This window comes from Paratractidigestivibacter sp. (assembly GCF_963660155.1).
GTDB lineage: Bacteria > Actinomycetota > Coriobacteriia > Coriobacteriales > Atopobiaceae > Paratractidigestivibacter.
Window position 1 is genome coordinate 191,964 of the sequence record NZ_CAVKWG010000017.1, and the last position, 11,950, is coordinate 203,913.

Consider the following 11,950-nt stretch of genomic DNA (forward strand, 5'->3'; position numbering starts at 1 on the left):
TCCTCGATCGTCTAGAACTCGATGCCGCGACGGGCCGGGACCCCTTGCTGGAACGGGTGGCGCTCGCAGCGCATCTGGGTGATGTAGTCTGCCGCCGCGACAACGAACTCGGGCGGGTTGCGGCCCGTGAGCACGAGCTCGTTGCCCTCGCGCACGCCGGCTGCAAGCCCAAGCGCCTCGCGCATGAGATCGGCGTCGAGCATGCCCGTGTTGAGCGACGAGATTGCCTCATCGAGAATCACGAGCTGGGCTGAGCCGTTGCGCAGGGCCGCAATGCACCGGCGGAGGTGCTCGTCATGCTCGGTGCGGGCGCAGGCACGCTCGTCTTCGTTCATGCGGAAGCTGAACTTGACGGGGGGCGTGTCGTGCAGGACCGTGACGTTGTCGTAGGCGGCAAGCATGCGCACCTCGCCGCTGGATCCGTCCTTCAGAAACTGGCAGACGATGATGCCCAGGCCATCCGCCGCCGCACGAAGGGCCAGCCCCATCGCAGCCGTGGTCTTGCCCTTGCCGTCCCCGTGATAGAGATGAATCATGCTCCTGCCTCCAAGATCTCGTAGACCTTCTGTATGTCGAGGGCCTGGCGCAGCCCCTCGGCGAGAAGGTCGTATTGCCTCTGGCGATAGGCCTCACGCGGCTCTGCCTGAACGGGCGCATAGGCAAGGCCGCGCCTTTCCATGAGCAGCCGCACGAAGGCCTCCACGATGCCCGGTGCGTCAAAGAAGCCATGCAGGTAGGTGCCCAGCACATTGCCGCTCACGTGGCCCACGACGCGACCGTCGGAGGTGGTAACACGGCCCTGGTCGGTTGCACCCGCACAGAGCTCCGTCGCGCCCATGTGGATCTCGTAGCCTATGAGGTCAAGGCCATCGATGGAGCAGCAGTCGCCCCCGGCATCAATACTCAGTCGGCCGGAGCCGGCAACCAGGGACTTCTCGTCGGCAAACGTCGTTGTGGTGGGAAGAAGGCCGAGGCCTGCCGCCTCTCCCCCGCCCTCGACGCCCGCCGGGTCGTAAAGGCGCTCGCCGAGCATCTGGTAGCCGCCGCAGACGCCCATGACGAGGGTGCCCTGCTCGGCCAGGCGACGGATGCAGACGTCAAGGCCCTGCTGCCTGAGAAACGAAAGATCGGCCATGGTGGACTTGGTGCCGGGAATAATCACGAGGTCAGGTCGGCCGAGCTCGGCGGCCTCGCGCACGTAGCGCACGCCCACGAGCGGGTGACGGTCGAGCTCGTTGAAGTCGGTGAAGTTGGAGAGGCGCGGAAGGCGGATGACAGCGACGTCGAGGGTGCCCGCGCCCTGGCCGCGCGCGGCCAGGCGGCTTGACAGCGAGTCCTCGTCGTCGAGGTCCATGTGCATCATGGGCACGACGCCCAGGACCGGCATGCCGCAGAGCCTCTCCAGCTGCGTGATGCCGGGCATCAGGATGTTCACGTCGCCGCGGAACTTGTTGACAATCATGGCCTTGACCATGGAGCGGTCGGCCTTATCGAAGAGCTGCAGGGTGCCGTAGAGCTGCGCAAAGACGCCACCGGGGTCAACGTCGCCGGCAAGAATCACCGGCGCCCCAACCATGTGGGCCATGCCCATGTTGACAAAGTCGTCATGGCGCAAGTTGATCTCGGCGGGGCTTCCCGCACCCTCGATGACGATGATGTCGGACTCGGCCGCAAGCTCGTCGTAGCAGGCACGCACCTCGTCCACGAGCTCGTGCTTGAAGGCAAAGTAGTCGGTTGCCTGCATCGTGGCGCGGGGAAGGCCGCGCACGATGACCTGGCTCCCTCGGTCGGTCTCGGGCTTGAGCAGCACGGGGTTCATGCGCACGTCAGCGGCAACACCGGCGGCCTCGGCCTGCATTGCCTGGGCGCGTCCGAGCTCGCGTCCGTCAGCGGTCACGGCGCTGTTGAGTGCCATGTTCTGGCTCTTGAAGGGCCTCACGCGGTAGCCATCCTGCGCAAAGATGCGGCACAGGCCCGCGCACAGGATGCTCTTTCCGACGTTTGACATGGTGCCCTGCACCATGATGGGGCGCGCTGTCATAGCTCTCCTCCCTTGTCGGCGGCGTCTGACAGCACGTCGCCGATCGTCTCGATGAGAAGGTCGTTTTCCTGGTGGCGACGGACGGCCACACGGACGAATCCGGGGCCAAGGCCATGGTAGTTGGAACAGTCCCTCACAAGGACGCCGCGCTCGGCGAGAAGCTCGTAGAGGTTCTCGACGCGGCTTCTGAGCAACAGGTAGTTTGCCTGGCCGCACCAGACCTCGAGGCCCAGACACTCAAGCGCGGACATCAGCCTCTCGCGCTCTAAGCCTACGACGCAGCGGGTTCGCTCGACAAAGTCGGCGTCGGCAAGGGCCGCCACGCCCGCGGCCTGAGCGACGCACGAGACGGGCCAGGACTGCCCCACGGCCGCGACCCTGTGCGTGAGCTCGGCGTCCGAGCACATGAGATAGCCCAGGCGAAGGCCGGCCATGCCGTAGAGCTTGGTGAACGCCGCAAGGATCACAAGGTGCGGGTTTGAAGCCGCAAGGCTTCGGACCGAGGATCCCTTGGGATCGGGCAGAAACCCGTTGAAGCACTCGTCCACCACAAGTCGTGCGCCAACCTGGCGGCACCGCTCGAGGAGGCGGACAAGAAGCGGGCGGCCCATGCAAAGGCCCGTGGGGTTGTTGGGCTCGCAGACAAAGACGACGTCAATGCCGGGCACAACGTCATCAAGCAGCCGGTCGGTGGGAACCAGGTCCTCCTGCAACAACAGCTCGTGGCGCACGACCTCACAGCCCGCCTGACAAAGCGCGTCCTCGTACTCGGAGAACGTGGGCGCAAGGACGAGGGCACGCCTTGGTGCCATGGCCGCGGCAAGACGGCAGATGAGGTCTGCCGCCCCGTTGCCAACGACCACGCACGACTCGGGAACGCCGTCGTGGGCCGCAATGGCGCCCACCAGACGGCGGCTGTTGGGGTCGGGATAGAAGACGGCCTGGTCCACGGCGGCGATGGCTGCCTGACGTGCGGCAGGAGACATCCCAAGCGGGTTGACGTTTGCCGAGAAGTCCTGCGGCAGGCACCCGAAGCGCTCGAGGTAGTCCTCGCGCGCACCTCCATGGCGCGTCTTGGGCATCCGGGCGTCGCCCATCAGATCACCCCCGAGCCCGCGCAAATGGCCGCTCGAAGGGCACAGCCGAGGACAAGCATGGCCACGCTCGCGGCAACCATCAGGCGGTTGGCGCGGCGAATGTCCTCGGTCTCGATCTGGCGGGTGTCGTCCCCCATGGCCGGCTTGTGGACGAGCTTGCCGAAGTAGTAGGCATCGCCCAGAAGGCGAAGCCCGAGGGCGCCCGCGCAGGCCGCCTCGGTCTGGCCGGAGTTTGGGCTCGTGCTGAGGGACCAGTCGCGGCGCCAGATGCGCCAAGCGCCCGCCGCGTCAAAGCCCAAAGCCGGGCAGACGGCAACCATGAGCAGGGCCGCCAGGCGAGAGGGCACCCAGTTGCAGACGTCGTCGAGGCGGGCGGCCACGCGTCCGAAGTCAAGGTAACGCTCGTTTTTGTAGCCGATCATGGAGTCCATGGTGTTCACGGCCTTGTAGGCAAGCGCAAGCGGGCCCCCGCCCAGCGCCATGAAGAACAGCGGGGCGATCACGCCGTCGGAGGCGTTTTCTGCCACGGTTTCCACGGCGGCACGGGTAACGCCGGCGGCATCAAGCGACGCCGTGTCACGTCCGACGACCATCGAGACGGCCTTGCGGGCGTCGGAAAGGTCGCCCTCGTCCAGACGCCTCCCGACCACGACGGTCTGTCGCCAGAGCTCGCGGGTGGCAAGCGCCTGGTAGCACATGATCGTCTCGAGCGCCGTCTGCAGGGGCAGCCAGGCAAGGCCAGCCAGCCACAGCACGACATCTGCCAGCACAAGCGTTGAGACGGGAAGCGCGAAGGCAAGGACGGCGCCAGCGCGGCGACGTCCCTCGGCGGTGTCTGGAAAGCTCGCCCTCAGGCGCTTCTCGGCAGCGGAGATGGTGCGGCCCATGCCGACGACCGGGTGCGGCAGCCAGCGCGGGTCGCCCAGGAGAAGGTCGAGCAGAAAGCCCAGGAGCATGGCAAGCATGTGCGTCACTCGGCCTCACCCACCTTGGCCGCCCATGCGGCGGCGGCGCGAATGAAGCGCTCGGCAGGCGTGGCGTCGCCCGGCCAGTACAGGTGCGGGTAGCCGGCGTAGAGCGTGGGCGTGTGGAAGGCGGCCTTCCAGCTTGCCCTGCGGCCAGGCTTGGTGACGTCAAAGGCCTCGCCCTCGTCCTGCGAGTGCCAATAGTGGAACTCATGAGCGCGCAGCTCGTGGTAGGCGCTGGCGAGAAGCCCGTCGCTTTGCGAGCACAGCTCAACGTAACCGAAATGGCGAAGCTTTCCCTCGTTGGCAGCGCTGCCCGGAAGGACGCCCGCCATGGGGAACGCGTGGCCCGACTCGTCTTCGATGGAGCTCTGCAGGTACATGAAGCCGCCGCACTCGGCCACGCACGGAAGGCCGGACTTAACGGCCTTGCGCACGCAGCAAAGCATGCCCGAGTTGGCCGAGAGCTCGGCCGCATGGACCTCGGGGTAGCCGCCGCCCAGATACAGGCCGCACGTGGCCTTAGGCAAGGCGCGATCCGCAAGCGGGCTGAACTCCACGAGCTCGGCCCCTAGCTGCTCCAGAAGCCGGAGGTTCTCGGTGTAGTAGAACGAGAAGGCCCTGTCGTGGGCCACGGCGATGCGCGGGCGCAGCTCGGTTACGGGCTCCACGTGCAGGGGCGTGGCGTCAAGCGGGTCGGCGTCGTACGCAAGCGCGAGCAGGCCCTCGACGTCAAGCGACTCGGCAAGGCAGGAGGAGATTTTCTCGAGACGAGCGTCGAGGTCCGTGACCTCGTTTGCGTCCACGAGGCCCAAGTGGCGGCTCTCGAGGGTATAGGCGGGGTCAGCGGGAACGTAGCCATAGCCACGAAGGTCGCACTCGCGCTCGATCTGCGGGGCGAGCATCTGGTAGAGCCCCTTGGAGCACCTGTTCAGGATAAAGCCCCTGACCTGCGAGTCGCGACGGAAGTTGGCAAAGCCCGCAATCTGCGCGGCAAGTGAGAGTGAGGCTCCCCGTGCGTTTATCACAAGTACCGCGGGCGTGGCCGTTGCGCGCGCGACGTCATAGCTTGACGCGCGAGTGCCCTGGCCCAGGATGCCGTCGTAGTAGCCCATGACGCCTTCCAGGATGCTGACGTCACACCCCTGGGCCCCGCCCACCAGAAGCGACCTCACGCGGTCCTCGTCGCAGAAGAACAGGTCGAGGTTGCCCGTGCTGGCGCCCGTCATTCGACGGTGGAAGGTGGGGTCGAGGTAGTCGGGCCCAACCTTGAAGGCACCACAGGTTAGCCCGCGCTTTCCAAGCAGGCGAAGAAGTCCGCAGACGATCGTGGTCTTTCCGCTTCCGGACGAGGCGGCGGCAAGCATGAACCTGGGCACGCGAGCCATTAGGCACGCCCCCTCGCGCTGACGAGAAACACGGGATTTTGCGCGCGCATCAGGTGGTAGCCTGCAACGACGTCCGCACGAGACGCCTGCACCTGCGAGACCTCCAGGCCCTCCCATCCGTCCTGCGCGAGAAGCTGCGTTGCGCTCGTGAGCGTCTCGACCGTGATGGCGCTCACGCAGACGCGCACGGCGGGGTTTGCCGCCCGCACGACCTCGAGCACCTGGGCCAGCGTGCCGGCAGATCCGCCAACGAAGACGGCGTCAGGCGCCGGCAGGCCATGAAGCGCGTCAGGCGCCAGGCCCTCCACGACCTCGACGTTGGAAAGTCCGAAGCGCCGGGCGTTCTCGCGCACGAGCTTGACGGCCTCGGCCTTGCGCTCGATGGCAAAGACCCTGCCCAGCTTGGCGAGAAGGGCGCACTCGATGGAGACCGAGCCCGTGCCCGCGCCCACGTCCCAGACTACGTCTGTGGTGGCAACGCGAAGCTTGGCGAGCGAGGCCGCGCGGACCTCCTGCTTGGTCATGGGAACGCGAGAGCGCATAAAGAGCTCGTCGGGTATGCCGGGGGTGGCCCAGGGCCACGCGACCTCGGGCTTCTCGCCGTCGGCGCCTGCGCCTTGGAATGCCTCGACGAGCATGACGCTCAGCTGCTCGAACTGCTGGCCCGCAAGGTCTTCGGCCGTGCCCGCGACCACGCGCTGCTCGGGGTAGCCCAGGCGCTCGCCGACGCTCACGCGGGCCTGGCCGAGTCCGGCCTCCACGAGCCTCTCGCACAGCACGGGCACGGTGTTCTGCCCGCCGGTGACAAGAAACAGCTCGTCGTGGGCGCGCGCCTCGGCGACAAGGTCGCAGTCCACGCCATGCGCGGAGATGAAGCGCCAGTCCTGCCAGGGCCGCTCGAGGGCCGCGGCCAGGCACTGCATGGAGCTGATACCGGGCACGGTTGCGACCTCGACGTCGCCCAGCTGCGCCCGCACGCGCGCGGCAAGGCCGCGGGCCCCGCTGAACATTCCGACGTCGCCGGACAGGGCCACGACGGCACGGTCCCACTCGCCGTTATCGAGGGCGGCAAGGACGTCCTTGCCGGCGACGGCCGCCACCTTTGTGGCCCCGCAGTCAGGCAGCGAGTCAAGCAGGCGGCGGGCTCCCACCACGAGCTGGGCCTGGGACAGGGCCTGGATTGCCGCATGCGTTATGAGAGCCGAGTCTCCCGGCCCCATGCCCACGATGCTGACCTTGCGTGCCATGTGAACGCTCCCCTACTGCTCAATCTGACGGTAGCCGCGCGGCGTGACCACCTTGCCGCGGACCACGCGCGTGCGCTCGTTTCCGATGTAGATGGTGGTGAACATGTCCGCCTCGAAGGTCTTGAGGCCCTCAAGGGTGGTAAGGCCGCTTTCCTGGCCCTCGCGACCGATGTTTCTAACCCAGCCGCAGACGGTCTGTGGGGGCTTACCGGCCTCGATCATGATCTGGGCGGCCTTGGCAAGGTGGTCGGCGCGGCGCTTGCTGCGCGGGTTGTAGAGGGCCACGCAGAAGTCTGCCGAGGCCACGGCCGCAAGGCGGCGCTCGATGAGCTCCCAGGGGGTGAGCAGGTCGGAGAGGCTCACGCAGGCAAAGTCATGGCTGAGGGCGGCTCCCAGCACGGCGCTTCCGCTCTGCGCCGCGGTGACGCCTGCCACAACCTCCACCTCGACCTCGGGGAAGTTCTCGGCAAGCTCCAGGATGGGGCTCGCCATGCCATAGACGCCCGCGTCTCCCGAGCACACCATCACGACGTCGGAGCCCGCGTCGGCGCGCTCGAGGGCCTGCTGGCAGCGCTCCACCTCGCGCATCATGGGCGTGGCCAGGGTCTCGGTGTCCGGAAACATCGGGCCGATGAGCTCGATGTAGGCGGTGTAGCCCACGATGAGGTCGGCTCGCTCGCACGCTGCATGCGCCTCAAGGGTCATGTTCTCCTTGCCACCGGGGCCCATTCCAACCACGGTCAGTCGCTTCATCTTGTCCTCCCATCCGGGCGCTTGCCCGCAAAACAACACCTGATCATACCTATTGCTGATCGGTCTTGAACGAGATCGGCTCGGCTCGCACGACCACGCTGACGGTGACGCCGTCGTAGGCGTGCTTGGGCCAAACCACGGTGCCGCCGCCCAGAAGGGCCGCGCGCTCGCAGACGTTGTCCACGCCCGTCACCCGCTCCACGAGCTCGGACGGCTCCGAGACGCAACCCTCCACCTGCGCCAACTCCTGCATCGAGAAGGTCTCGAGCTCCCAGCCATGGTTGCGACAGAAGGCGAGAAGCCCCAGCTCGTTGGCCTTGAGGTCGATGGAGCGCACCGTGGCCACGGCCCGCTCGTCAACCCCGCGGCCCGTGCGCGAGAGGCTTGCGCAAGTCTTCTTCCAAGCGGTCTGGATGGCGCCCTCGCCCTTTCCGCGGCGACATCCCAGCCCAACGCTGAGGCAGCGGGGGATCAGCCACAGCGCGTCGGGCGAGGCCGCGCGCAGCCTCCAGGGCGAGAGCACCACGTCGGCCGAGGCCACGTCATCGGTGAGCTCGAGGCCCTCTGGAGGCTCGTCTGCCAGCGGCACGTCCGAGTAGAGCCTGACGGTGCGTCCGGCCAGCATCTTTCCGCTGACCAGGCGCACAGCGCTGGCGTCGTCGATGAGAAGGCCGTGGTCGCAGGCCCAGGTGTCAACAGACCACATGCCACGGCTGTCCGTGGCCGTGGTGAGCACGCACTGGGCACCGATGATCTGCGAGACCCTGCGGGCCAGGCGGTTTGCTCCCCCAATGTGGCCGGAGAGCAGGGGGATGCACCAGTGTCCGCCCTCGTCCACCACGATGACGGCGGGGTCGGAGGTCTTTGACGTGACGTGGGGCGCGATGGCGCGCACGGCGATGCCGCAAGAGCCCACGACGATAAGGGCGTCATCGCCGGCAAAGTGCTCGGCGGCCCAGGGGGCAAGCATCATGCGCCAGGGGCCGAAGCCCTGGGCCACGTCGCACACCCACTCGGGGAAGCCCATGTCCGTAAGCGACAGCTCGTCAGCTATGCGCCGGGCAAGCGTAAGGCCATTTTCGGTGAAGGCGATGCAGCCGAGCCTCTTGGGCGTGGGCACGTCCTTCTTGCCGGCGTTTTGTCCGAGGGCGGACGTCATGCGCGCACCACCAGGGTGGTGAAGTAGCCGCCCTGCTCCGGGGCGTCGTCAAGGTTGACGGCCACGACCTCGGTGGGCATGCCGCAGTCCTGGACGAGCGAGGTCTTCTCGTAGACGCCGGCCTCGCGAAGCTCCTCGCGAAGACGTGGCAGCGACTTTCCGGCCTTCATGATGACCTTGGTGCCGGGGAGCGCAAGGGCCTCGCCAAGCTCGCCATAGCCGGAGGGGACGACGGTGAAAGGCGAGGTCATGGAAGGCGTGAGCGTGGTCTTGAGGCGCGCTGCGATGGCGCAGAAGCTCGGGATGCCCGGGATCATCTGAACGTCGTAGCCGTCCTTCTCGAGGATCTCCATCATGTACTTGAACGTGGAGAAGATGCTGACGTCTCCCAGGTTGGGCATGGCGACGTCGTGGCCGGCGTCGAGCTCGGCGGCAAGGGTGGCCGCGGCCTCGCGGTGCGTGCGCTCCAGCTCGTCGGGGTCCTTGGTCATGACGAACTTGAGCTTGAGCACCTTCTTGTCGGAGACGTCCACGCGCTCCGCGGCGATGTCGAGGGCCGTGGTAGCGCCGCCGTTGTTGACAGGCACGGCCCAAACGGCGCTCCTCTCGAGGACCTGAACGGCCTTGAGGGTCATGAGGTCGGGGTCGCCGGGACCCACGCCAACGCCGTAGAGGGTGCCTTTGGTGCTGTCGCTTGCGTTTTCCATGGTCTACCTATCGCTGGAGGAAGTAACGGGTTCGAGCCCGCAGGCACGGCGCATGCGGGCGATGAGGTCGCACGCATGCCCGGTGCGACCAAGCTCGCCGTGCTGCTTGCTGAACATGATGGCCTCGACCTCAAAGGCGCCGGCGGCCCTTCTCGACAGGTGCTCTGCGATGGCGCCTATGAGCGAGGTGCACACCGCGCCCAGAAGGCCCTCGCGGCTAAGGACGTCAAGGCAGGCGTCCGTGGTCGAGCAGGACATGAGCTCGCGGCAGACAGCCGTGTTGGCGCCGGCGCAGGCCGCGTGAGCGCAGATGATTTCGCAGCGGCAGTCGGCCGTGCGGGAGTGGGTGTCCATGATTCCGCCGGCCACCTTGGCGAGCTTGCCGGAATGCCCCACCACGAGCACGCGCTCGAAGCCTTCGGCGGCGGCCGCGTCCAGGGCCTCGCCAAGGTAGTTGGCGTACTCGACGTGCGGCAGGCCGACGAGCTCGGGGGTCGTGTCAAAGAAGGCCTTGCCGTAGTTTCCGGGCATCAGCACGAGGCCTCGGTGGCCAAGGGCAGCGTTCTGGCGAATCTCAAGCTTGATTGAGTCGATCAGCGCCGCCACGGAGCGCGGCCAGACGATCCCCGTGGTGCCCAGGATGGAGATGCCGCCCTCGATGCCCATATGCGGGTTGAAGGTTCTGGCGCCGATGCGTTCGCCCTCGGGGGCAAAGACGGTGACAGAAAGGGCGCACCTCTCGCCCGCGGCGTTGCGTGCGCAGGTCACCTGCTCGGCGATCATCGAGCGCGGCGTCGAGTTGATGGCAGCGTTGCCGACCGGCTGGTCGAGGCCGGGCTTTGTCACCCTGCCGACTCCCGGGCCGCCATCGACCAGAACCGTGGCGTCAGGGGCGTCTGCGCGACGGACCTCGGCAAAGACGAGCATGCCGTCGGTAGCGTCCACGTCGTCGCCGCCGTCCTTGCGAATGGCGGCCACGGCGCGGGCGCCCCCATCGAGAAGCTCCGCCTGCAAGACGTCGGCCTCCACGCAGATGCCGGCCGGCGTCTTGATGCGGGCGCGGTCGGGAAACTCGCCGGTAAGAAGGGCGGTCGTGGCGGCCCCCGCGGCCATGGCAGCGCAGCTGCCCGTGGTGTATCCGCAGCGCAAGCGCTTGGTTCCCGTCATGACATAGTGCTCAAACGCCACAGCTACTCCCCCTGCGGCCGAGCGTCGCGGGAGTGTGCGGCATACAGCTGGCGCACAGCGGCAAGCTCGCCAAGTCCGCGCAGGCAGACGTCAACGTCGTAGCCCGCCGCGATAAGGCGACTGGCCCAGCTGTCCGGGTCGGGACCAATCATGTCGTTCTTGGCGTGGTCGCCGGCCGCGAGCCTCAGCGGGCTCAGGCGCACGCGGCGATGGCCGCCCTTGGCGAGAAGCGCCATCACCTCGTCGAAGGTGGGATCGCCTACGCGAACCCTTTCGAAAAGCGAGGCGCAGCTACGGATTTCGCAAAGCGGCTTATCGTTATCGCCACCGGCATCCGACACAAGCTGGTCGCAGACGGTGTCAAGGCACGAGGTCTGGGTGTCTGCGTGGCTCCCGCCGTTGCTCGAAAAGAGGATTCCCTGCATGATCTGCCTCTTTCGCTAGGAGCGGGAGGCCTGACGGAACAGGGTCACGTACGTGGGGTCGTAGAGCTTCGAGCGGTCGTAGGGGCCTGCGAGCACGCTGCCCACAACGACGAGCGCCGTAAGGTGGATGTCGTTCTCCTCGCCGGTCTGGGCAAGCGTGCCCACGGTGCAGCGCATGACGCGCTCGTCAGGCCAGGTGGCCTTGTAGACGATGGCAGCAGGCGTGTCCTCGGTGTAGGCGCCGCCCGCGAGAAGCTCCCTCTGGAGGTCTGCCAGCATGCCGGCGGACAGGAACACGACCATCGTGGCACCGTGTGCGGCAAGGTCTCTGGTGGCCTCGCCGGCGGGCTTGGGGGTACGGCCCTCGAGGCGCGTGAGGATGACCGACTGGCTGACGGCGGGAAGGGTGAGCTCGGCGCGAAGGGCCGCAGCGGCACCGCAGAAGCTGGAGACGCCCGGGCACACCTCGTAGCCGATGCCGCGCTCGTCAAGGGCGTCCATCTGCTCGCGGATGGCGCCGTAGATGGAGGGGTCACCGGTGTGCAGGCGCACGACCTCAAGGCCCTGGGACTCGGCGTCCACCATAACGTCGATGACCTCCTCGAGGGTCATCTTGGCGGAGTCGTGGATCTGGCAGCCAGGTTTGCAATTGTCGAGAAGGGCGGGGTTCACGAGGCTGCCCGCCCAGATGACCACGTCTGCCTGCGAAAGCAGGCGCTGGCCACGAACGGTGATGAGGTCCTCGGCGCCAGAGCCGGCTCCGACGAAGTTGACCATCTTGGTCCTCCAGATCAGACTATTCAATCAAATTTTGCAGGCTCCAAGAGCCGTAATTTGCACTTCTAAGGCCATTCTAACAACTTGCTTGTTTGCTTCGTTCACGGGGTCTTGCCCCAGATAGGTACTTTTTTGACCCTTGGCGCGTCGCGAGGGTAAGGCCACGAGTCGCGAAGGACCACCTAAGCTATGCCATAATTTCC

12 protein-coding genes are annotated in these 11,950 nt (G+C 66.9%); all 12 read right to left on the reverse strand.

Translation table 11 applies throughout. From position 1 onward, the window contains the following. Nucleotides 1-11 precede the first annotated feature (11 nt). Genes U5709_RS03210 through cobM form a run of 12 tightly spaced genes read right to left on the reverse strand, consistent with a single transcriptional unit; the run spans nucleotide 12 to nucleotide 11,747 of the window. The gene (locus U5709_RS03210; RefSeq protein ID WP_321972762.1) at nucleotides 12-536 is read right to left on the reverse strand and encodes a cob(I)yrinic acid a,c-diamide adenosyltransferase; all 525 of its coding nucleotides are present in this window, start codon (nucleotides 534-536) and stop codon (nucleotides 12-14) included. Then, complete coding sequence (locus U5709_RS03215) at nucleotides 533-2,041, reverse strand: cobyric acid synthase (RefSeq protein ID WP_321972763.1); 1,509 nt, start codon at nucleotides 2,039-2,041, stop codon at nucleotides 533-535. Before U5709_RS03215 ends, U5709_RS03210 begins: the two co-directional genes overlap by 4 nt. Then, nucleotides 2,038-3,138 carry a threonine-phosphate decarboxylase gene (locus tag U5709_RS03220; RefSeq protein ID WP_321972764.1) on the reverse strand — a complete coding sequence of 367 codons (1,101 nt, stop codon included), beginning with the start codon at nucleotides 3,136-3,138 and terminating at the stop codon, nucleotides 2,038-2,040. Before U5709_RS03220 ends, U5709_RS03215 begins: the two co-directional genes overlap by 4 nt. Then, on the reverse strand, nucleotides 3,138-4,103 hold the full coding sequence (cbiB, locus tag U5709_RS03225) for an adenosylcobinamide-phosphate synthase CbiB (RefSeq protein WP_321972818.1): 966 nt from the start codon (nucleotides 4,101-4,103) through the stop codon (nucleotides 3,138-3,140). Before cbiB ends, U5709_RS03220 begins: the two co-directional genes overlap by 1 nt. A 5-nt stretch (nucleotides 4,104-4,108) precedes the next feature. Beyond that, nucleotides 4,109-5,491 (reverse strand): cobyrinate a,c-diamide synthase, encoded by a 1,383-nt coding sequence (locus U5709_RS03230; RefSeq protein ID WP_321972765.1) that lies wholly within the window; start codon nucleotides 5,489-5,491, stop codon nucleotides 4,109-4,111. Next, nucleotides 5,491-6,738: a precorrin-6y C5,15-methyltransferase (decarboxylating) subunit CbiE gene (cbiE, locus tag U5709_RS03235; protein ID WP_321972766.1), complete on the reverse strand. Its 1,248-nt coding sequence runs from the start codon at nucleotides 6,736-6,738 to the stop codon at nucleotides 5,491-5,493. Before cbiE ends, U5709_RS03230 begins: the two co-directional genes overlap by 1 nt. 12 nt (nucleotides 6,739-6,750) lie before the next feature. Further along, nucleotides 6,751-7,491, reverse strand: a complete 741-nt coding sequence (cobJ, locus tag U5709_RS03240; protein ID WP_321972767.1) for a precorrin-3B C(17)-methyltransferase — start codon at nucleotides 7,489-7,491, stop codon at nucleotides 6,751-6,753. Nucleotides 7,492-7,540: 49 nt separating this feature from the next. Beyond that, nucleotides 7,541-8,650 carry a cobalt-precorrin 5A hydrolase gene (locus U5709_RS03245; protein ID WP_321972768.1) on the reverse strand — a complete coding sequence of 370 codons (1,110 nt, stop codon included), beginning with the start codon at nucleotides 8,648-8,650 and terminating at the stop codon, nucleotides 7,541-7,543. Beyond that, entirely contained in the window at nucleotides 8,647-9,357 is a 711-nt protein-coding gene (gene cobI / locus U5709_RS03250) for a precorrin-2 C(20)-methyltransferase (RefSeq protein WP_321972769.1), read from the reverse strand. The genes U5709_RS03245 and cobI overlap by 4 nt, the downstream gene beginning before the upstream one ends. A gap of 3 nt (nucleotides 9,358-9,360) precedes the next feature. Next, nucleotides 9,361-10,545, reverse strand: a complete 1,185-nt coding sequence (gene cbiD, locus U5709_RS03255; RefSeq protein WP_321972770.1) for a cobalt-precorrin-5B (C(1))-methyltransferase CbiD — start codon at nucleotides 10,543-10,545, stop codon at nucleotides 9,361-9,363. 2 nt (nucleotides 10,546-10,547) lie between these two features. Beyond that, nucleotides 10,548-10,970, reverse strand: a complete 423-nt coding sequence (locus U5709_RS03260; protein WP_321972771.1) for a sirohydrochlorin cobaltochelatase — start codon at nucleotides 10,968-10,970, stop codon at nucleotides 10,548-10,550. A 15-nt stretch (nucleotides 10,971-10,985) separates the two neighbouring features. Further along, nucleotides 10,986-11,747: a precorrin-4 C(11)-methyltransferase gene (gene cobM / locus U5709_RS03265; protein ID WP_321972772.1), complete on the reverse strand. Its 762-nt coding sequence runs from the start codon at nucleotides 11,745-11,747 to the stop codon at nucleotides 10,986-10,988. Nucleotides 11,748-11,950: the final 203 nt, after the last annotated feature.